Here is a 20,127-nt window from a genome sequence, read left to right as displayed (position 1 = left end):
GTCACCCGACGAAGCGGTGCAGCGCGGTCCCATGGGCGCGCAGCCAGGCCCGCGCAGGCCGGGGGTCTTCGCCCAATATCCGCTTGTGGGCCACGTGAAAGGCCGGGCTGTGATCCATGTGCAGCAGATGCGCCAGCTCATGCGCCACGGTCGCCCGGCGCACCTCCGGCGGGCAGAGGATCAGCCGCCAGCTATAGCGGATCGCCCCGCTGGAGGCGCAGCTCGCCCAGCGGCTGCGCGGATCGCCAATGCCGACCGACGCCACGATCAGCCCATTGTCCCGCGCCATTTCATGGCTTTCGGTCTCCAGCACGGCCTTCGCCCGCATCTTGAGCCAGCGCAGCACCCGCGACCCAACTGATTCCGCCGCTCCGCCCAGCAGCAACCGGTCGCCCTCCAGCCGGATCGTGCGGGAAGCGCCTTCGACCCAGCAGATGCGCACCTCCCGCCCCTCCAACGGAAAGACGGCGCCGTCGCACAGCATCACCTGCGCTGGCTGCCGCGCCATTTGCGACCGGACCCAGCCCTCATGCTCCTGCGCCCAGCCGAGCGCCCGCTTCAGATTGGCGCGGGTCGGCAGCGAGAGCCGCCACTCCCCCCGCGCTTGGTCCAGCGACAATCGATAGGCCTTGGCCCGCGCCGACCGGCGGACCCGCACCGGAACGGCGATGCCGTCGATCAGGATTTCGGCGTCAGAGCTCTCTGTCGACAAGATGGTTTTCCCAATCGCCGGCGTCGGCTTCCGCAATGGTCCAGCCGCGCACGGATTCCTTTGCCCGGTGCACCGCCTCTCGGTCGCCGCAGATCAGATAGTGCCATTCGGGCAATGGCTTGCCCTCGCCCCGCAGCCGATAGGCGCAGGTGCGCGGCAGCCAGCTTATCGTCTTCACCTTGGCAGGGGTCAGCCGCACGCAATCGGGCACGAAGCGGCGGCGTTCCTTATAATTGGTGCACTGCCCGCTATGCCGGTCCAGCAGGCGGCAGGCGACATTGGTGGGGTAGATGTGCCCCGTATCCTCATCCTCCGCCTTGTGCAGGCAGCATTTGCCGCAGCCGTCGCACAGCGCTTCCCACTCCGCGCGGTCCAGTCTGTCGAGGGGCTTTTCCCAGAAGTCCAACCGTCACTTCACCCATTTTTCGAGGAAGGCCGTCACCCTGACGGGATCGCCCTCATCCACATCCGGCGTTCCCGGATCGTCCACCGGCACCAGCGCGACCGGCGCGCCGCCGCCCCCAAAAAGATAGGGCGTGCGGCTGTGGCTGACCAGATAGCCGCTTGCGCCCTTCGCCTCTTCCTTATTGTAGAGCACGACGAAATCCTTCGCCACCCTGGCGATCTCGTCAGGGGTGCCGGTCAGGCCAACCAGCCGGGGATGGAAGGCCGCGACATAGGTTTTGAGGACGGCGGGCGTGTCCCGATCCGGATCGACGCTGATGAAGATCGGCTGGACCTTTGCGGCGAGCGCTGGTTGGTCCTTCTCGAACTTCGAAAAGCCCTGCATGATCCGTTGCAGGTCGATCGGGCAGACATCGGGGCAATAGGTGTAGCCGAAATAGACCAGGCGATACTTGCCCTTGAAATCGTCCCAGCGGACCTTCTTTCCGTCCTGATCGGTCAGGGTGAAGGGCGCGCCGATGCTGGCCCCGTGCAGATCCCCCTGGGCGCTTTCATCGCCGCTTGATGCATTGCCCCCGGCCCCCATATTACAGGCTGCCAGCAGGGCGGTCAGCGGCAGGGCGAGCGAAATCAGCGCTTTGTTCATGGCGCCGCCAGCCATGCCCTGCTATGGCCCGATTTGCAAATCCCAACGGGGCTATGGACATAATGACAGGACGTTTTCCGGCTTGGATGGGCCTTGGCCGTGCCGCCGCTCTGGCCCTGGCGCTGCTGTCGCCGGTCGCGGCGCAGGCGCAGTTTTCCGACAATTACAATTTTCTGAAGGCGGTCAAGGATGCCGACGGGCAGAAGGTGACCGACCTGATCCAGAAGCCGGGATCGACCGTCATCAACAGCCGCGACGTGACGACGGGCGATACCGCGCTGCATCTGGTCGTCGCCCGGCGGGACAATACATGGCTGACCTTTCTGCTCGCCAAGGGCGCGAACCCGAACCTGACCGACAATAACGGCAACACGCCGCTGATGGACGCGGTGCAGGCCCGGTTCGAGGAAGGCGTGCGCAGCCTGCTGACCTATAATGCGCAGGTGGACAAGGCGAATGGCAGCGGCGAGACGCCGCTGATCCGGGCGGTGCAGCTTCGCGACGTGGCGCTGGTCCGGCTGCTGGTCGCGCAAGGCGCCAATCCCGACAGGCGCGACACGATCGCCGGCATGTCGGCGCGGGACTATGCGGAGCGCGACGCCAGGACGCCGGGGCTGGTGGAAGCGCTGAGCGCTGCGAAGACGAAGACAGCGCCCAAGGGACCGGTGCAGGGGCCGGTGTTCTGATTTTTTTCCTGAAGCGAACATCAGACGATGCGTGTTCCTGCGCAGGAGCACGTATCGCTTAAGGGGAATGTCGCGGGAGACGATCCGTCCCCTCATCGATCTCCACGCAGATCAGACTACCACCCCAGTTCCGCGGCATGATCCGGGTCCGCCAGCGCCGTCAGCCGCCTGGCCGCCCGCCTAGCGAAGCGCAGCGTTTCCGCCTTGCGCCGCGCGGCCGCCAGCGGCTCCATGGGTGCGGGGCGCACCAGTTCGGCGTCATATTGGTCCGCGACGATCAATCCCGTCCGTCCCGGCCATAGCGCCTCGCTCTCGAACAGCGACAGGTCGAAGCCCGACGGCACGGCCCAGAAATAGCGGTCGCAATAATCGAAATAGTCGGGCCATTTCATGTCGCCCAACAGGTCGGCGCGGCTGCACTTGATCTCCACGATGGTGATCCGACCCGCCCCGTCCAGCGCCATGATGTCGGCGCGCCGGCCATTGGGCAGCGGCACTTCCAATATCCCGCTCATGTCATGCCGGAAGAACAGGCGCAGCGTGCCCCGCGCCACGGCCAGAGCCGTGCCGTCCGTGAGGGGCGAACAACTGTCGGAAAGATCGGATTCCATGTCCGGTTCTTAGAACAGGAAGGGAACAAAAGGAAAGGGCCGATTCAGGATCGCCCGAACCGGCCCTTCTTCACCCCCTGCGCGCCCGGCGCGAAACGGTCAGCGATAGAAGACGTGATTGTCTATCGCGGCGAGCTGGCGCTTGCCCCAGCCGGGCGAAACCCGACGGGCGTGGAAATAGAGCGCACCCTCTGCCTTGCTGTCCCAGCTATCGTCCATCGCGATCTGGGCGATGGCAACGGCCTCGCGCCAGCTTTCGCTGCCCAGGCGGATCGACGGCATGCCATTGCCGCGCACGAAGCTGAACTGGCCGGGCTGATAGACGACGCCGCACAGGCTGTCGGCAAAGCGGCCGGACCGGGCGCGATTGATGATGACGCGGGCAACGGCCAACTGGCCTTCCAGGCTTTCGCCCTTGGATTCGAAATAGACGGCGCCGGCCAGGCACTTCATGTCGCCGGAAACATCCTCGGCCGCGCCTTGCGCGTCCACGAGGGCGGCGAGATTGTCGGCCTTTACATCGGCGCTGTCGGAAAGGGGAGCCAGCGGCTGCACGACTTCGCGCGGCGCGGCGAAAGTGACGGCGGGCGTGGCGCCGGCCGGAGCTGCATTCAGCTCATTGCTTCCCGGAAGGGAAAGGACCGACGGAGCCGCCTCGGAAGCGCTCGACATGTCGGCCGCGGTAACCGCCGCTGTGGCGGAAAGGGAAAATGCCGCGAAGATCGCAGCCTTCAGACGAAAACTCATTACAGCTCAAAGTCGTGCGGTTCTTGGCCGGGAACGTCAAAAAACCCCTAAAACACGACGTCCGGCCGCCCCCCGTCTGCGTGTTTACCGCATCCGCCCCCCATGGACGAAAACCGGCAACCTGCGCGTTGAAAGCGTCGGAGGCCTGTGCCCGCGCGCGGAAAATGAGTCAACGATCAACAGATCGTTTCAGCGGCGAACCGTTCCGCATCCGCGATGTCGAGTTCAATGACCCACAGATCGGGGTCCGATCCGCGCCGGCGCGCAAGATATTGAGCCATGGCCTCGACCCCCTTTTCCGGGTCCGGGCCGCAGCGGGTGAGGCGATAGCCGCCCGCATAATCAGGAACGCGTTCGAACAGTCCCTGTTCCCGGCCATTTTCCAGCGCCTGGAGCAGGATCACGCCGCTGACGGCATCGCCCTTCACCAGCACCGTGGCAAAGCCGCCCGCCGCGGCGCAGCGGCGCATCAGGACACCGACCAGCATCGCGCTGGTCAGCCGCGCGTCGGATGGGTCAGCCGGCATAGCCCGGCAGGGAGGAGAGGGGGAATTGCGACCGCATGAAGGTGCCGGTGCCGCGCCCCACCTCCTCGCCGTCGGCGTCGATCAGGCTGGCCTCCGCCACATAGACGCGCCGCTTTCCGCTGATCCAGCGCCCTTCGGCCCGAATCCGGCCCGGCCCGATCGGGCGGGTGAACAGCAGGTTGAAGCTGGTGGTCAGCAGGAAGCGATCGCTGACCAGGCTGTTGGCGGCGTAGAAGGCCGCATCGTCCAGCATCTTGAAATAGACCGTGCCGTGCACCGCGCCGGCCGCATGGAACTGCGTCTCGTCCACGTCGAAATGGATGATCGACCGGCCTTCTTCCGGAATCGTCAGTTCCGACCGGAACAGCCGGTTGATCGGTGCGGAACGGTAGAGGGACTCCAGCGCCCGGAAATGCGCCTGCTCCCCGCTGGGCAAGGCGCTGGCGGCGGAACCCGGATCAGGCAGCGTCACGCGCCTCGCCACCGGCGAGCAGGGCATGGAGCGCCGCCGTCGACTTGGCGCCGCGCAGCCGGGCGATCTGCCCCTCGTCACGCAGGTAGCGCGAAACGCGGGCCAGGGTCTTCAGATGTTCGGCGCCGGAATCCACCGGAGAGAGCAGCGCGAAGACGATGTCGACCGGCGCTTCGTCCACAGCGTCGAAAGGAACCGCCGGATCGAGCAACACCACCACCCCGCACATTTTCTGAAGGCCGGGAATCTTCGCATGGGGAATCGCGACTCCGCCGCCAAAGCCGGTCGAGCCCAGTTTCTCACGCTCCAGCAGCGCCTCCGCCACCGGATCGGCAGCCAGGCCGTAGGCCTGCGCAGCCAAGGCCGCAACCTTCTGAAACAACTGCTTCTTGCCGTTCACCGAAAGGGCGGTGCCCAATGCATCCGGTGCGACGATATCGTTGAAATGAACCATGCCGAATCCCAGCCGAGCCGCGCCCAGCTTCGGAAAAATGACGCAATGCCCGGATCTTTAAAGTCCGGCCCCATAGGCCGCCAGCGGATCGAGGTCAACCGGCGGCCGGGGGAAGGCGATCAGCCCAGGCGGGGCTCTACCCAGCCGATGGTCCCGTCCTGCCGCCGATAGACCATGTTGTACGCCGCCGTTCCGGCATTGACGAACAGCAGCGCATTGGTGTTGCGCAGGTCGAGCATCATCACCGCGTCCGACACGCTGGCTTCGGGAATGTCGACCCGGGTTTCCGCCACGATCAGCGGCGCTTCGGCCGGGTCCTCTTCATCGGCCGGGGACGCGAAAATCGTGTAGCCGGCGCCGTCCAGTTCATCGGCGCCATATCCATTGGCCCGGCTGGCCTCCGCCGCCGCGGCCTGCGCGCTGCGGTCCTTCAGCCGGCGCAGATAGCGGCGTAACTGCTTCTCGATCCGTTCGGCCGCTTGATCGAAGGCAGGATGCGCCTCCTGCGCCTCTCCGGCGCCCTTCAGGATCAGTCCGGTCATGACATGGCAGACGATGTCGCAATGGAAGGCGCCGTGCGGGGCCGGCCGGAATGTGACCTGGGCGGAAAGCGCGCGGGAGAAATATTTCTCGGCCATGGCCTCCAGACGGGTCCAGACATGCTGCTTGAGCGCGTCACCCGTATCGACCTGATGCCCGGAAACACGAATATCCATATGCCTTCTCCTTATTCTTGCCGGACCGCCCGGGATTGGCGACCCGGTTGGCGTGGAGGCCGTGAAGGCAGCCCATCCCGAAGGGACAGCCGTAATCAGGCCTCCTCAAGCCAGAGCGGCTTGTCCAGCGTCGCGACGAACGCTGCATGCCGCTCCAGCTCCTCCGCGCTTGCCGCAAAGACACGCGCGGGACGAACAGGGCGAACCGCGACTTCCGCCGCAAGTTCCATATTTACAACGAGTTTCTCTTCCTCCTGTGCAAGACCGAGGCCGATCTGACGGCCGCCGGTCAGTTCGATGTAAAGCTGGGCCAGCAATTCGGCGTCGAGCAGCGCGCCATGCTTGATGCGATGGCTGCGGTCGATGCCGTAGCGGGTGCAGAGCGCGTCGAGGCTGTGCTTGGCACCGGGGTGAAGCTGCCGGGCGATGGCGACGGTGTCGATCATCCGCTCCATCGACACTTCCGGCAGCTTGCACAGCTTCAGTTCGTGATTGAGGAAGCCGAAGTCGAAGCGCGCATTATGGGCGACCAGATGGCTGTCCTCCAGAAAGGCGAGCAGTTCCTCTACCCCATGGGAAAATAGCGGCTTGTCCTTCAGAAAAGCGTCGGACAGGCCGTGCACCGCCTCGGCCGCGGCCGGCATCGACCGCTGCGGATTATAATAAGCGTGGAAGGTGCGGCCCGTGGGAACCCGGTTGAGGAGTTCGATGCATCCGATCTCGACCAGGCGATCGCCGGAGGCTGGGTCGAATCCCGTCGTTTCGGTGTCGAAAATGATCTCGCGCATCGCCCTCTACAACGACTCTTGCCGGCCAACCTCGCCGGCCCCCTCTTATCGGCCTGTCTTCGCACCAAGGCAAGCGACCAAGCGGCGAACCTGGAAGCGGGTCTCAGCGAAGGTCGTGCCCGTATGGATGATATAGTCGGCCCGCCGCCGCTTTTCAGCATCGGGTGTTTGCAGATGGACAATCCGGCGAAATTTTGCAGCGGTCATGCCGGGCCGGGCCAGAACCCGCTTGCGCTGCTTCCAGGCAGGGGCGGTGACCACGATGACGCCGGCCAGCCGGCGATAGCCATGGGTTTCGAACAGCAGCGGAATGTCCAGCACGACGAACCGGCGCGATCGGTTCCGTTGCAGAAAGGCCTTGCGGCTCTGCTGCACGGCGGGATGGACGATGGCTTCCAGCGCCTTCAATTCCTGGGGATGACCGAAGACCGCCGCCCCCAGCTTCGCCCGGTCGACGCCCTTGGGACCGGTCGTGCCGGGAAAGCGCGCCTCTATCGCCGGCAGCAGCGCGCCGCCCGGCCCCTGCAGGCGATGCACCTCCGCATCGGCGTCGAACAGGGGAACGCCTTCCCGCCGCAACATCCCCGCGACGGCGGACTTTCCCATGCCGATGGAGCCGGTGAGACCGTAGATCTTCATCCCATCATCTTCATGAATCTCAGGCGGCGAGCAGCAGGGCGCGCAATTCCTCGTCCCGTTCGCGCGGCGCCTCCGCATCGAAGAAGATGTCGAAGGCCAGCGCCGCCTGCCCGATCAGCATCTCCAGCCCGTCGAGGGTCTTCAGGCCCCGGATGCGCGCCGCCTTGAGCAACTCCGTCTCCAGCGGCGCATAGACGATGTCATAGACCGTCGCTTCCGGGCCCAGCGGCGAAAGGTCCAGGTCCAGCACCGGCTGGCCCACCATGCCGAGCGAGCTGGTGTTGACGAGCAGGTCCGCCCGGGGGAGCGCATCGGCCATGCCGATCACGCGGCCCCTGACCCCTGCACGGTCGAGCAGCGCCTGACCCTTGGCCGCATCGCGCACCATGACGGTGATGTCCGGCACGCCCAGGCTGGTGAGGGCGAACAGGATCGCCCGCGCCGCGCCGCCCGCCCCCACCAGAACGGCGCTCTGCCCCTTCCACCTGTCGCGCAGCAATGGCTGGAGGAATCCGCCCGCATCCGTATTCGTGCCGATCAGCGGTCCGCCCGTCTCGCTGGCGATGGTGTTCATCGCCCCGATCCGCTCCCGGACGCCGCCCGGATCGTCGGTATAGTCCATCACCGCGATCTTGTGCGGAATGGTGACGTTGCAGCCAAGCCAGTCCGGATCGGCGCGCCGCGCCAGGAAATAGGCGGACAGGCCCTCGCCGGTGACATGGGTCTTCCTGTATTCCGCCTCGATCCCCAGCGCATCGAGCCAGAAATTGTGGATCAGCGGCGACTTGCTGTGTTCGATCGGATCACCGATCACTTCGGCATAGGGGAGCTTGTCGGTCATGTCGCCAGAACGCCCCGGACGCGCAGAAAGTCAAGCAAAGGCAGCAGCGGCAGGCCCTGAATCGCGAACTGGCTGCCTTCGACCCGGCTGAAAAGCTGCGCGCCCGGCCCCTCGATCCGGTAGCAGCCGACGCACCAGCGGCAATTTTCCCAATCGCCGTCCAGATAGGATGTGATGAAAGCGTCCGACAGAGGCCGCACCGTCATCCGCACCCGCTCGACATGCCGCCAGATCGGTTCGCCGTTGAGCGCGATCACCGCCGCGCTGTGGAGATGATGCACCCGCCCGGAAAGCAGCTTCACTATGCGCTCCGCATCGGCGCGGTCGACCGCCTTGTCGATCATCGCGCCGTCATCCAGACTGAGGGTCTGGTCGCAGCCCAGCACCAGCCCGCCCGGCACCCTGCGCGAGACGCGAAGCGCCTTCAGTTCCGCCAGCGCATCGGCCAGTTGCCGCGCATCCAGGCCGTCGGCGCGCAGCGCTTCCTTCGCCGCTTCCTCGTCGACGCCGGGGGACAGCGCCTCGAACGGCACCTGCGCCGCTTCCAGCAGGGCGCGGCGGCTCGCGCTTTGCGATGCCAGCACGATCATGGTCTCATGCTCCTTCCGCCAGCACGCGGTCGTTGAACAGGTTGATGATGGCGGCGGCGGCTTCCTCGATCGACCGGCGGGTCATGTCGATCACCGGCCAGCCATTGTCCGCGAACATGCGCCGGGCGAAGGACAGTTCCTCCTGCACCCGGTCGATGTCGACATAGCTGGTCTCCGGCGCCTGGTTGAGCGACAGCAGGCGATTGCGGCGGATCTGCACCAGCCGTTCCGGGCTGACGGTCAGGCCGACCACCATCGGATGCTTCAGCGAGAACAGGCTGCGCGGCGGCGGCGACTGGATCACCAGCGGGATATTGGCGGTCTTGTACCCGCGATTGGCGAGATAGATGGATGTCGGCGTCTTGGACGCGCGGGAAACGCCGGCCAGCACGATGTCCGCCTCCTCCCAATTTTCATGGCCCACGCCATCGTCATGGGCGATGGTGAACTGGATCGCCTCGATCCGCGCGAAATAGGCCTCGTCCAATATATGCTTGCGCCCCGGACGGTTGCGCGTTTCCTGCCCCAATATGTTGGAGAGGGCGTCGGTCACGCTGTCGAGCGCCGCCACATGGGGCAGGCCGAGCGCCCGGCAGCGCGTCTCCAGCCGACGCCGGAGCTGATGGTTGGAGAGGGTGAACAGCACCAGCCCCGGATTGGCGGCGATCTCCTCCATGATCCGGTCGAGATGGACGTCGGACCGAACCATCGGCCAGAAATGGCGCACCGCCTCGACATTCTCGAACGCGCCGATGGCAGCCTTCGCTATGTTTTCCAGCGTCTCGCCGGTCGAGTCCGAAAGCAGGTGGAGATGGATGCGCGACATGAAGAACATCTCTGTGGGGAGGCTGTGGATAAATCAAGGCATAGCTTGCGGGTGAAATCAGGCGCTTTTCGTCCTCCCCAATTCCGGGAATCTTCTCCACAGCCCGCCAACAGAAGGAAATTTCCACCCACAGCCTGTGGATAACAGGAATAAGCCGGCTGACTCGGACCGGAATCGGCGGCCCTGAGGAGTCAAGTTGTTGGCAAATCGGGGCACAGCGCATAAACCCCGCTGCCAACCGCCCCACTATCTCCATCATCCTTTTGAATCTAAATATAAGAGAGTTTATGACGGGATCCGATGCCGCCCTTTCGAATGACCTGACGGCCAAGCCCTTGCTTTCGGTCCTGAAGGGTGCGCGCCCTGCCGTGCCGCCCATGTGGCTCATGCGTCAGGCGGGCCGTTACCTGCCGGAATATCGCGCCTTGCGGGCGGAAAAGGGCGGATTCCTCGAACTGGTCTATGACAGCGCGGCGGCGGCGGAAGTGACCCTCCAGCCCCTGCGCCGCTTCGGTTTCGACGGCGCGATCCTGTTTTCCGACATATTGATCGTGCCCTATGCCATGGGGCAGGACCTCTGGTTCGAGGCGGGGGAAGGCCCGCGCCTCGCGCCGGTCCTGGCGGAGACGGAGCTGTCGGTCCTGAAACCGGATTTCAGCCGCTTCGAGGCGGTCTATGAGACGGTGCGGCAGGTCAAGGCGGCGCTGGACAGCCATGTGACCTTCCTGGGCTTTGCGGGCAGTCCCTGGACCATCGCGACCTATATGATCGCCGGGCAGGGCAGCAAGGACCAGGGCGCCGCCCGCCGCCTTGCCTACAGCCAGCCGGAAAAATTCGGCGCGATCATCGATGCCATTGCCGATGCCACCGTGGTCTATCTCTCCGGCCAGATCGAGGCGGGCGTGGAGGCCGTGCAGCTGTTCGACAGTTGGGCGGGCAGCCTTGCCCCGCTGGAATTCGACCGCTGGGTGATCCAGCCCAACCGGCGGATCGTGGAGAAGCTGAAGGCGATCCATCCAGAGATTCCGGTGATCGGCTTTCCCAAGGGCGCGGGCGCGAAACTGGCGGATTATGCGGCGGGGACCGGCGTCGATGCGGTGGGCGTGGATGAAACGGTCGACCCGCATTGGGCCGACCGGGCGCTGCCGCAGGGCCTGCCGGTGCAGGGGAATCTCGATCCGCTGGCGCTGATCGCCGGCGGCAGGGCGGTGGAAGAGGCCGTGGACAATATCCGCGCCGCCTTTGCCGGACGGCCGCATATCTTCAACCTGGGCCACGGGATTCTCCCCGACACCCCCATTGATCATGTCGAAGCGCTGATTAGCTATGTGCGCCGGATGCGGTCGTAGCGGGAGACTGAACCATGCCTTATCTGGGAGCAGCCTATTTGTGGGTCAAAGCCGCGCATGTCATCTTCGTCATCTTCCTGATGGCGGGCCTGTTCATGATGCCCCGCTTCTTCGTCTATCACCATCAATGTCCGGTGGGGTCGGACGAGGACAGGAAGTGGATCGACCGGGAAAGGCGGCTGCTCAGGATCATCCTCAATCCGTCTCTCATCCTGGTCTGGGTCTTCGGGCTTATGCTGATGGTCGAGATCGGCGCCTGGCATTTCGGCTGGTTCCACCTGAAGCTGCTCTTCGTGCTGGGCCTGTCGGGCTATCATGGCTGGATCGCGGGCTATGCCAGGAAGCTGGCCAAGGGGCTGCGGCCGCTCAGCGAGAAGCAATTGCGGCTGGTGAACGAGATTCCGGGAATCGCCGCCGCGGTGATCGTGATCGCGGTGATCGTGAAGCCCTTTTGACATGGCCGTCATCCCAGCCAAAGCCGGGATGACGGAAATCAAAGCGGATCGACCGGAATATTGTCGATCAGCCGTGTCTTGCCGAGCTTCGCCGCACCGAGCAGCCTCGCCGGGCGGTCCAGCACCGTCATCGGTTCCAGCGTCACGGCATCGCACAGCGACACATAGTCGATCGGATCGAAACCATGCGCCGCCAGCAGGGCAACGGCCCTGGCAAGGGCGGCCTCGACGGTCGCGCCCTTTTCCATCTGCCGCGCCGCTTCGCCCAAGGCGCGGGGCAGAGCCAGCGCTTCCCTGCGTTCCTCCTCGCTGAGATAGGCGTTGCGGGACGACAGCGCCAAGCCGTCCTCGGCCCGCTGGGTCGGCACCCCGACAAGCTCGATGGGAACGTCCAGATCGCGGACCATCTGCCGGATCACGGCGAGCTGCTGATAATCCTTCTCCCCGAACAGCGCGACATCGGGGCGGACCTGGTTGAACAGCTTCGCCACCACCGTCGCCACGCCGTCGAAATGGCCGGGCCGGGCCGCGCCGTCCAGACCTTCGGTCACGCCCGAGACGGAGATGTTGGTGGCATAGCCCGCCGGGTACATGACGTCCACGCTCGGCGCCCAGAGGATGTCGACTCCGGCCGCCTGCAGCATCTGCGCGTCCTTCGCCTCGCGCCGGGGATAGGCGTCCAGATCCTCGTTCACCCCGAACTGGCGGGGATTGACGAAGATCGACACCGCGACATGCCCGGCATGGCGGCGCGCTTCCTCGACCAGCGCCATATGCCCGTCATGCAGCGCGCCCATGGTGGGCACCAGAGCCAGCGGTTTTCCGTCGCTTTTCAGCGCATCGACGGCGGCACGCAGGGAAGGCAGGTCACGGAGGATTTGCACGACAGGAACGGCTCCGATAAGGGCATCGACAGGGGTATATCCTGCTAAGGCACGACCGGCTGAAACGGTCAAGAATCATTGCGACAATCAACGGGGTTATAAAGGTCCGATGGCGAACGCCCAAACGCACCATATCGTCTTCGCCAATGAGAAGGGCGGAACCGGCAAGTCGACCACCGCCGTGCACACGGCCATCGCGCTGACGGTATTGGGTCACCGGGTCGGCATGATCGACCTGGACCCGCGCCAGCGCACGATCACCCGCTATATGGAGAATCGCGCCGACACCGCGCGCCGCCGCGGCATCGACCTGCCCACCCCGGACTTCGCGGTGTTCCAGGGCGACAGCGTCGAGGCGCTGAACGAACAGGCCGCCGCCATGGCCGAGGGCAAGGATTTCCTGGTCATCGACACGCCCGGCCGCGACGATGACTATGCCCGCCACATGGCCGCCCGCGCCCATACGCTGGTGACGCCGATGAACGACAGCTTCGTCGATTTCGACCTGATCGGGCAGGTGGATGCGGAAACCTTCAAGGTGAAGCGCCTTTCCTTCTATTCCGAACTGATCTTCGAGGCGCGCAAGACCCGGGCCAAGGCCGACGGCGTGACCATCGACTGGGTGGTGCTGCGCAACCGCGTCCAGCATCATGACGCGCGCAACAAGAAGCGCGTCGGAGATGCCCTGATGGAGCTTTCCCGCCGTGTCGGCTTCCGCGTGATTCCCGGCCTTTCGGAGCGCGTGATTTTCCGCGAACTCTTCCCTTCGGGGCTTACGCTGCTGGACAAGGGGCATCTGGGCGAACTGGGCGTCAGCCATATCGCCGCGCGGCAGGAACTGCGCGAGATGGTGTCGGGCCTCGCCCTTCCCTCGCGCGATGAGGTCGCGCCGGTGGATCTGCTCGGCGCGGCCTGATGGGTCTGCTTGCCTTGGCTTTGATCGGGCTTGCCGCCTGGCTTATCTGGACGGGACGACTGCAACGCATGAGCGCGAAGGATGGCATGGCGCTGGGCGCCGCTCTGGTCGGCGCGGTCATGGCGGCCAAGGGCAAGCCGCTGGTCGGCGCGCCGCTGCTGCTGGGCGCCACCCTGTTTTTCTTCGCCAAGAGCCGTCCCGGCAAGGCGAAGGCCCGGTCGGACCAGCCCGCCACCCGGGCCGTTTCCCCTCAGGCGCTGATCGACGCCCGCAAGCTGCTGGGCGTGGGCCCCGATGCGGATGCCAGCGCCATCCGCGCCGCGCATCGCCGCCTCATCGCCTCCGTCCATCCGGACAAGGGTGGTACCGAAGCGCTGGCGGCCCAGATCAACGCTGCCCGCGACCTGCTGATCAGGGAAGCCGCGCGGCGCCACTGAAGCCAAGGGAAGAAGATGCCATGGCCCATCGCTTTCATCCCACGCTGCTGCGCGAATATGACATTCGGGGCGTGGTGGGCCGGACGCTGGGCAAGGGAGATGCCTATGCCGTGGGCCGCAGCTTCGGCACGATCGTCAGGCAGGCGGGCGTCAGACAGGCAGGCGTCGAAAAGGCGGGCGTCAGGCGGGGCGGGGGATCAAGGGTCGCGGTCGGCTATGACGGGCGGCTGAGTTCCCCGGCGCTGGAACAGGCGGTCGTCCAGGGCCTTCAGGATTCCGGCGCCGATGTCGTGCGCATAGGCCTGGGCCCGACGCCCATGCTCTATTATGCCGAAGCGGTCCTGGATGTGGACGGCGGCATTCAGATAACCGGCAGCCACAATCCCCCCGATCATAACGGCTTCAAGCTTGTGCTTCAGCATGAAGCCTTTTTCGGCGCGGCCATCGCGAAGCTGGGAGCGATGGCGGCGGCCGGCGACTGGAGCACCCCCGGAAGCGGAGGCGGGAGCGAAGGCGGGGGCCGGGTCGAGAACGTCGACATCATGGACCGCTATGCCGCCCGGCTGGTGGAGCGGTTCGACGGCGCCGCCTGGCGCATTGGCTGGGATGCCGGCAATGGCGCCGCCGGGCCGGTGGTGGACAAGCTCGTCAAGCTCCTGCCAGGTGAGCATCATGTGCTTTTCACCCAGATAGACGGACATTTTCCCCATCATCACCCCGATCCCACTGTCGAGGCGAATCTGGCGGACCTGAAGGCGCTTGTCCGCTCGAAGAAGCTCGATTTCGGAGTGGCTTTCGACGGCGACGGCGACAGGATCGGCGTGGTCGACGGCCGGGGCCGGGTAATCTGGGGCGACCAGTTGCTGGGCATCTTCGCGGAACTGGTGCTGAAGGACCGGCCGAACGCCACGATCGTCGCGGATGTGAAGGCCAGCCAGGCCCTGTTCGACCGGATTGCCGCGCTCGGCGGGCGACCGTTGATGTGGAAGACCGGCCACAGCCTCATCAAGTCCAAAATGAAGGAGATTGCCGCTCCGCTGGGCGGGGAGATGACCGGGCATCTCTTCTTCGCGGACGATTATTATGGTTTCGACGACGGGCTCTATGCCGCGGTGCGGCTTATCCGGGGGCTGACCCGGCTTGGCCGTAGCGTGACGGCCCTGCGCGATGAGATGCCGGCCATGGTCAATACGCCGGAAATCCGCTTTCCGGTGGAGGATAGCCGCAAGTTCGCCGTGGTGGAGGAAGTCCGCGCCCGATTGCAGGCCTTGGGCGCAAGCGTCGACGAAACCGACGGCCTGCGAGTCGGCTCGCGCGATGGATGGTGGCTGCTGAGGGCCTCCAACACCCAGGATTCGCTCGTGATCCGGGCCGAGGCGAAGGATGAGGAAGGATTGGCGCGCCTGATCGCGGAGATCGATGCGCAACTGGCCGATTCGGGCGTGATTCGGATTTCCGAGGACGATTCCTGATCGAACGGGCAGAAAAAGCGGTCCGTTCGGACCTGCCTTTCCGTTACGGAAATCAGGCTGGAGCATGACAGTTGCATGAAATGCAATCGAACATCAGCTTTTCGCATTTGCGAAAATCATCGCTGCACCGCAAAAGGAAAAGGCCTTTCAGGCATCCTCTCCTAAAACTTTCAAGCCGTCCTCCGGGGCGGCTTTTTTTTCATCCGCTCAGCGCCCTTCTTTTTGCTTTCTGCCGTAGCGTCGTTTCGCATTCCAGCGGCGCAGGATACGGAAACCCCCGCAAATTAGGGCTTTTCGAACGATAATTTAACCATATTGCTAATAAGGCCGTGGCTTCGAGGGGATCATTTTCCGGCTAAAGCCATTTGCCACAGACGAGTTTGAAGAGAGGATTCATCATGCCCTTGCGCCGCCCCATCATTGCCAGTGTCCTGTTGTCGGGCGTATTCGCGGCACCCGTCCCGGCCCTGGCGGGTGGTTTCTACCTGCAGGAACAGGCGCCCAAGGAAACCGGGCGCGCGCTGGCCGGCGCCGGCGCGGCGGCGGACGATCCGTCCACCGTCTATTTCAATCCTGCGGCCATGACGGAACTGTCGGGCATCCAGACCTCGATCGGCGGCATCGCGCTGATGGCCTCCGCGCATCAGGCCAATCGCGGCACCTATCGCACCGTTCCCACCCTGCCGGGCGCGCGGGTGCCGGTTGCGGGCAATGACGGCGGCAATCCGTTCGACAAGGTCATTCCGATCCCCAGTTTCTACGTCACGGCGCAGGCGACCGACCGTCTGTGGCTGGGCCTGGGCGTCAACGCGCCGTTCGGGTTGAAGCTGGATTATGACGACGGCTTCTTCGGCCGCTATGACTCGCTCTACACCAACCTCAAAACCTATAATATCCAGCCCAGCGCTGCCTATAAGCTCAATGACAATTTCTCGATCGGCGGCGGCGTCGACGTGCAATATGTGAAGGCGACGCTGACCAACGCCCTGCCGCAGCTTTCGCCCCTGGCCCCGGCCGACGGCTTCGCGCGGCTGAAGGGCGACGATTGGACGGTCGGCTGGAATGCGGGCCTGTTCTACACCAATGGCGACACCAATGTCGGCGTTTCCTACCGTTCCGGCGTCAAGCACAAGCTGATCGGCACCCAGACCATTTCAGGCCTGCTGGGGCCGATCGCCACGGCCAATGGCGAATTGGATGCGTCCGCCCCGCTGGACCTGCCCGACATCGTCACCGTGGGCTTCATGCACCGACTGACGCCGAAGCTGCGCGCGATGATCAGCGCCCGCTGGTATAACTGGTCGAAGTTCAAGGGCATTGCCATCACCTCCGCCGCCGGCACCAGCAACAAGGAACTGGATTACAAGGACAGCTACAGCGTCAGCCTGGGCGGCGAATATGATGTCAGCCCGGCCTTGACCCTGCGCGCGGGGACGATGTTCGACCGCACGCCGACCAATCCGCAGCACCTGACGACCCGCGTGCCCGATGGCGACCGTTCTTGGCTGACGGCTGGCGCGACCTTCAACATCTCGCCCGCCTTCGCACTGAACGTCAGCTATGCCCATACCTTCGTGGAAAAGGCGAACATCATCCGTCCGGACAGCTATTATCCCGCGCCCGCGACGGTGACGGCGACCACCCTGTCGCGGACCAGCGGCAATGCGGACCAGATCGGCGCTTCGTTGACGGCGCGTTTTTGATGGGAGCGGCACCGGCCCTCACCCCCACCCGACCGCCCAGACATCGTATCCTGATGGGCGGTCGGGTGGGGTGAGGGCCGGTGCGCACGTTTCAGCTTTGCTGAAACGCAAGACAGCTCGCGCTTCTAACCGACGCAATAAATCCCTATAGGGGCTCCATCACCACGGAGCCCCTTTTTCATGTCCGACCATAATCCCGGCCTGCGCCCCTGGCGCGACATCGCCCGCAGGCAATGCCGCCAGATCATGGTCGGCAATGTCCCCGTCGGCGGCGGCGCACCGGTCACGGTGCAGACCATGACCAACACGCCGACCCATGACGTCCGGGCGACCGTCGACCAGATCCGCCGCTGCGAGGAAGTGGGCGTGGACATCATCCGCGTCTCCTGCCCTGACGAGGCGTCGACCGCCGCGCTGAAGCAGATCGTCCGCGCTGCCCGCGTGCCGATCGTCGCGGACATCCATTTCCATTACAAGCGCGCGCTGGAAGCCGCCGATGCGGGCGCGGCTTGCCTGCGCATCAATCCGGGCAATATCGGATCGGAAGCGCGGGTGAAGGAGGTGGTCGACGCAGCCAAGGCCAATGGCTGCTCGATCCGGATCGGCGTCAATGCAGGCAGCCTTGAAAAGGACCTGCTCGAAAAATATGGCGAGCCCTGCCCGGAGGCGCTGGTCGAAAGCGCGCTCGACCATATCAAGCTGCTGCAGGACCAGGATTTCCACGAATATAAGGTGGCGGTGAAGGCGAGCGACGTCTTCCTGGCCGTGGCAGCCTATATGCAACTGGCCGAAGCGGTGGACTGCCCGCTGCATCTGGGCATCACCGAGGCGGGCGGACTGATCGGCGGCACGGTGAAGAGCGCCATCGGCATCGGCAATCTCCTGTGGGCCGGGATCGGCGACACGATCCGCGTTTCCCTTTCCGCCGAGCCGGAAGAGGAAGTGCGCGTGGGTTATGAAATCCTGAAATCGCTTGGCATCCGCACGCGCGGGGTCAAGGTCATCTCCTGCCCGAGTTGTGCGCGGCAGGGCTTCGACGTGATCCGCACGGTGCAGGCGCTGGAGGAACGGCTCCAGCATATCCACACGCCGCTCTCGCTCTCCGTGCTCGGCTGCGTGGTGAACGGCCCCGGCGAGGCGCGGGAAACCGACATCGGCCTGACCGGCGGCGGCGCGGGCAAGCATATGGTCTATCTGTCCGGCCTCACCGATCATACGGTGCAGGACGAAGGCATGATCGACCATATCGTCGGCCTTGTCGAAGCCAAGGCGGCGGAGATCGAAGCGGCCAGGCTGGAAGACGAAACCACCGACGCCGGCAAGGCGGAAGCGGCGGAATGACCGGCGGCGTTCCCAGCCCGGATGATGCGGCGACTGAACGGAGGGATGCCATGGCCGCTTCCCATCCTGCGACAGCCACGGGTGCATCCGCCGTGGGTGCGTCCGCCCTGGGCGCCGGGGCGATCGGCAGCCTGGCGCTGGGGGCGCTGGCGCTGGGCGCTCTCGCCATCGGTGCGATCGCCATCGGCCGCCTCCGTATCGGCGGGGCGCGCATCGTGCGCCTTCAGATCGACGAACTGGTTGTCGGCCGCGTGATCCGGAAGACACGCGATTGACCGGGCCGATTCACGGCGTTCCGCATCCATAGGCCACGGGATGGGAAGCGACACCGACCGCGCCGCACCGGCGACCGCATTTCCTCTCGCCTTCGCCGTCTGCTGCGTGGGGGTTGCGCTCTTTTCCGTGATGGACGCCGCCATGAAGGGGCTGAGCCTTTCCATCGGCCTGTTCAATGCGCTGTTCTGGCGCGCCGTGGCGGGCAGCCTGCTGGGGCTGGTGCTGATGCTGCTGACCCGGCAGCGCTGGCCCGGTCGCGCCGTGTTGCGGCTGCATATGCTGCGCGGGACGGTGGTGGCGGTGATGGCCAGCCTGTTCTTCTGGGCGATCATGCGGATGCCGCTGGCCGAGGCCATCGCCCTGTCCTTCATCGCGCCGCTGGTCGCGCTGTATCTTGCCGCGCTGCTGCTCAAGGAACGGATCGGGCGGCAGGCCATCGGTGCGTCGCTGCTGGGCCTGGTCGGCGTTGCCGTCATCCTGTCGGGGCGCGTGCGGGGCGATTATGACGCGGATGCGCTGCTGGGCGCGGGTGCGGTACTTGTTTCGGCGGTGCTGTTCGCCTGGAACCTGATCCTCCAGCGGCAACAGGCGCAGCTCGCCTCCCCTATCGAGGTCGCTTTCTTCCAGCATGTCGTGATGCTGGGGGTGTTCGTCCTGTTCGCGGCGCTTGTCCAGGGGATGCCGGTCGTGCCGGCGGCGCCCTCATGGGCGCTGGTGGTGCTGGCCGCGACGCTGGCCTTCACCTCGCTTGCGGCGCTCGCCTGGGCCTATGCGCGGGCGGAGGCGCAGGTGCTGATCCCGGTCGAATATAGCGCCTTCCTCTGGGCCGCGATCATCGGCTGGCTCGCCTTTGGCGAACGGCTGACCCTGACCACGGTGGTCGGCGCGCTGCTGATCGTGCTGGGGTGCCTGATCGCGTCGCGCGCGGGATCGGCCGAACCGCCCCCTTGTCGAACCGTCCGTGGCCTGAAAGGAAAAGCATGTCCGTCACCATTCGCGAGGCCGTGCCATCGGACATCGGCACGATCCACGCCTTCATCCTCGCCCTGGCGGACTATGAGAAACTGTCCCATGAGGTGAAGGCCGACCGCGCCTCGCTCAACAAATATCTGTTCGGGCCGCGCCCAATGGCGGAGGTGCTGATCGCGGAAAATGAGGGGAGGGCGATCGGCTTCGCCCTTTTCTTCCACAATTTCTCGACTTTCGAGGGACGGCCCGGCCTCTATCTGGAGGATCTGTTCGTCGTCCCGGAAGCGCGGGGGCTGGGCGCGGGCAAGGCGCTGCTTTCCCGCCTCGCCCAACTGGCGCTGGAGCGGGATTGCGCGCGGCTGGAATGGTGGGTGCTGGACTGGAACGAACCGTCCATCGCCTTCTACCATTCGCTGGGGGCGCGGCCGATGGACGCATGGACGGTGCAGCGCGTCGACGGCGATGCGCTCAGCGCCCTCGCCTCAGCGCATCCTGCACGCTGACGCCCAGCAGCACGGCGGTGAAGGCCCCCAGGGCGACGATCACGAGGGTCGGATAAAGCGTGGCGATCATGACAAAGTCTCCTTTCGCGGGACTTTTTGCGCCGGTCCGCCGCCCGTCGACATAAGGATTGTTACGGAGTCGGAGAGACGAGCCGATGGGCC

At 65.2% G+C, this 20,127-nt stretch carries 26 protein-coding genes; 11 read left to right on the top strand and 15 right to left on the bottom strand.

All coding sequences use genetic code 11. From position 1 onward, the window contains the following. Position 1: 1 nt before the first annotated feature. The 3 genes from K7W03_RS02750 to K7W03_RS02740 are packed head-to-tail and all read right to left on the bottom strand — an operon-like array spanning position 2 to position 1,778. The gene (locus tag K7W03_RS02750) at positions 2-712 is read right to left on the bottom strand and encodes a M48 family metallopeptidase (RefSeq protein ID WP_222885495.1); all 711 of its coding nucleotides are present in this window, start codon (positions 710-712) and stop codon (positions 2-4) included. Further along, on the bottom strand, positions 693-1,118 hold the full coding sequence (locus K7W03_RS02745; RefSeq protein ID WP_222885494.1) for a YcgN family cysteine cluster protein: 426 nt from the start codon (positions 1,116-1,118) through the stop codon (positions 693-695). The genes K7W03_RS02750 and K7W03_RS02745 overlap by 20 nt, the downstream gene beginning before the upstream one ends. A gap of 3 nt (positions 1,119-1,121) precedes the next feature. Further along, a complete protein-coding gene (locus tag K7W03_RS02740) occupies positions 1,122-1,778 on the bottom strand; it encodes an SCO family protein (protein WP_222885493.1) in 657 nt (218 codons plus the stop codon). Between the two features lie 47 nt (positions 1,779-1,825). Between K7W03_RS02740 and K7W03_RS02735 the strand changes: the two genes are divergently transcribed. Then, complete coding sequence (locus K7W03_RS02735; protein ID WP_226869649.1) at positions 1,826-2,449, top strand: ankyrin repeat domain-containing protein; 624 nt, start codon at positions 1,826-1,828, stop codon at positions 2,447-2,449. Between the two features lie 116 nt (positions 2,450-2,565). Here the strand turns inward: K7W03_RS02735 and K7W03_RS02730 are convergent, their stop codons facing one another. The 11 genes from K7W03_RS02730 to K7W03_RS02680 form a co-directional block, all read right to left on the bottom strand. Beyond that, positions 2,566-3,060 (bottom strand): MmcB family DNA repair protein, encoded by a 495-nt coding sequence (locus K7W03_RS02730; RefSeq protein ID WP_025549623.1) that lies wholly within the window; start codon positions 3,058-3,060, stop codon positions 2,566-2,568. 99 nt (positions 3,061-3,159) lie between these two features. Beyond that, a complete protein-coding gene (locus tag K7W03_RS02725) occupies positions 3,160-3,807 on the bottom strand; it encodes a cell wall hydrolase (RefSeq protein ID WP_025549622.1) in 648 nt (215 codons plus the stop codon). A gap of 176 nt (positions 3,808-3,983) precedes the next feature. Further along, positions 3,984-4,334: a DUF1491 family protein gene (locus K7W03_RS02720; RefSeq protein WP_222885492.1), complete on the bottom strand. Its 351-nt coding sequence runs from the start codon at positions 4,332-4,334 to the stop codon at positions 3,984-3,986. Then, on the bottom strand, positions 4,324-4,833 hold the full coding sequence (locus tag K7W03_RS02715) for a PaaI family thioesterase (RefSeq protein WP_037482870.1): 510 nt from the start codon (positions 4,831-4,833) through the stop codon (positions 4,324-4,326). Before K7W03_RS02715 ends, K7W03_RS02720 begins: the two co-directional genes overlap by 11 nt. After that, the gene (locus K7W03_RS02710) at positions 4,793-5,260 is read right to left on the bottom strand and encodes a PTS sugar transporter subunit IIA (RefSeq protein WP_025549619.1); all 468 of its coding nucleotides are present in this window, start codon (positions 5,258-5,260) and stop codon (positions 4,793-4,795) included. The genes K7W03_RS02715 and K7W03_RS02710 overlap by 41 nt, the downstream gene beginning before the upstream one ends. 119 nt (positions 5,261-5,379) lie before the next feature. Further along, complete coding sequence (gene hpf, locus K7W03_RS02705) at positions 5,380-5,976, bottom strand: ribosome hibernation-promoting factor, HPF/YfiA family (RefSeq protein WP_025549618.1); 597 nt, start codon at positions 5,974-5,976, stop codon at positions 5,380-5,382. 95 nt (positions 5,977-6,071) lie between these two features. Further along, positions 6,072-6,764: a DNA polymerase III subunit epsilon gene (gene dnaQ / locus K7W03_RS02700; RefSeq protein WP_222885491.1), complete on the bottom strand. Its 693-nt coding sequence runs from the start codon at positions 6,762-6,764 to the stop codon at positions 6,072-6,074. Between the two features lie 45 nt (positions 6,765-6,809). Then, the gene (gene coaE, locus K7W03_RS02695) at positions 6,810-7,403 is read right to left on the bottom strand and encodes a dephospho-CoA kinase (protein ID WP_222885490.1); all 594 of its coding nucleotides are present in this window, start codon (positions 7,401-7,403) and stop codon (positions 6,810-6,812) included. A gap of 19 nt (positions 7,404-7,422) precedes the next feature. Further along, entirely contained in the window at positions 7,423-8,244 is an 822-nt protein-coding gene (gene aroE / locus K7W03_RS02690; RefSeq protein WP_103001124.1) for a shikimate dehydrogenase, read from the bottom strand. After that, the gene (locus K7W03_RS02685) at positions 8,241-8,834 is read right to left on the bottom strand and encodes a Maf family protein (protein ID WP_044660582.1); all 594 of its coding nucleotides are present in this window, start codon (positions 8,832-8,834) and stop codon (positions 8,241-8,243) included. The genes aroE and K7W03_RS02685 overlap by 4 nt, the downstream gene beginning before the upstream one ends. A gap of 4 nt (positions 8,835-8,838) precedes the next feature. Next, positions 8,839-9,660: a pyruvate, water dikinase regulatory protein gene (locus K7W03_RS02680; protein ID WP_025549613.1), complete on the bottom strand. Its 822-nt coding sequence runs from the start codon at positions 9,658-9,660 to the stop codon at positions 8,839-8,841. 287 nt (positions 9,661-9,947) lie between these two features. Between K7W03_RS02680 and hemE the strand changes: the two genes are divergently transcribed. Both hemE and K7W03_RS02670 read left to right on the top strand, forming a co-directional pair. Next, a complete protein-coding gene (gene hemE, locus K7W03_RS02675) occupies positions 9,948-11,009 on the top strand; it encodes a uroporphyrinogen decarboxylase (protein WP_222885489.1) in 1,062 nt (353 codons plus the stop codon). Between the two features lie 14 nt (positions 11,010-11,023). Further along, the gene (locus K7W03_RS02670; RefSeq protein ID WP_222885488.1) at positions 11,024-11,464 is read left to right on the top strand and encodes a CopD family protein; all 441 of its coding nucleotides are present in this window, start codon (positions 11,024-11,026) and stop codon (positions 11,462-11,464) included. A gap of 38 nt (positions 11,465-11,502) precedes the next feature. Here the strand turns inward: K7W03_RS02670 and panC are convergent, their stop codons facing one another. Beyond that, the gene (panC, locus tag K7W03_RS02665; protein ID WP_099185539.1) at positions 11,503-12,348 is read right to left on the bottom strand and encodes a pantoate--beta-alanine ligase; all 846 of its coding nucleotides are present in this window, start codon (positions 12,346-12,348) and stop codon (positions 11,503-11,505) included. 109 nt (positions 12,349-12,457) lie between these two features. Between panC and K7W03_RS02660 the strand changes: the two genes are divergently transcribed. The 8 genes from K7W03_RS02660 (at position 12,458) to K7W03_RS02625 (ending at position 19,965) form a co-directional block, all read left to right on the top strand. Further along, a complete protein-coding gene (locus K7W03_RS02660; protein WP_044660579.1) occupies positions 12,458-13,264 on the top strand; it encodes a division plane positioning ATPase MipZ in 807 nt (268 codons plus the stop codon). Next, positions 13,264-13,701 carry a J domain-containing protein gene (locus tag K7W03_RS02655; RefSeq protein ID WP_222885487.1) on the top strand — a complete coding sequence of 146 codons (438 nt, stop codon included), beginning with the start codon at positions 13,264-13,266 and terminating at the stop codon, positions 13,699-13,701. The genes K7W03_RS02660 and K7W03_RS02655 overlap by 1 nt, the downstream gene beginning before the upstream one ends. Positions 13,702-13,721: 20 nt before the next feature. Further along, positions 13,722-15,173 (top strand): phosphoglucomutase/phosphomannomutase PgmG, encoded by a 1,452-nt coding sequence (gene pgmG / locus K7W03_RS02650; RefSeq protein ID WP_222885486.1) that lies wholly within the window; start codon positions 13,722-13,724, stop codon positions 15,171-15,173. A gap of 398 nt (positions 15,174-15,571) precedes the next feature. Then, on the top strand, positions 15,572-16,876 hold the full coding sequence (locus K7W03_RS02645) for an OmpP1/FadL family transporter (RefSeq protein WP_025549607.1): 1,305 nt from the start codon (positions 15,572-15,574) through the stop codon (positions 16,874-16,876). Between the two features lie 180 nt (positions 16,877-17,056). Then, on the top strand, positions 17,057-18,217 hold the full coding sequence (gene ispG, locus K7W03_RS02640; RefSeq protein ID WP_044660577.1) for a flavodoxin-dependent (E)-4-hydroxy-3-methylbut-2-enyl-diphosphate synthase: 1,161 nt from the start codon (positions 17,057-17,059) through the stop codon (positions 18,215-18,217). A gap of 50 nt (positions 18,218-18,267) precedes the next feature. Beyond that, the gene (locus tag K7W03_RS02635) at positions 18,268-18,492 is read left to right on the top strand and encodes a hypothetical protein (protein WP_103001130.1); all 225 of its coding nucleotides are present in this window, start codon (positions 18,268-18,270) and stop codon (positions 18,490-18,492) included. A gap of 40 nt (positions 18,493-18,532) precedes the next feature. Next, the gene (locus K7W03_RS02630; RefSeq protein WP_226869647.1) at positions 18,533-19,573 is read left to right on the top strand and encodes a DMT family transporter; all 1,041 of its coding nucleotides are present in this window, start codon (positions 18,533-18,535) and stop codon (positions 19,571-19,573) included. Further along, complete coding sequence (locus K7W03_RS02625) at positions 19,474-19,965, top strand: GNAT family N-acetyltransferase (protein WP_222885485.1); 492 nt, start codon at positions 19,474-19,476, stop codon at positions 19,963-19,965. The genes K7W03_RS02630 and K7W03_RS02625 overlap by 100 nt, the downstream gene beginning before the upstream one ends. The last annotated feature ends 162 nt before the right edge of the window (positions 19,966-20,127 follow it).

This window comes from Sphingobium sp. PNB, assembly GCF_019873065.1.
Lineage (GTDB): Bacteria > Pseudomonadota > Alphaproteobacteria > Sphingomonadales > Sphingomonadaceae > Sphingobium > Sphingobium fuliginis.
This window is presented reverse-complemented; position numbering and strand designations above follow the sequence as displayed.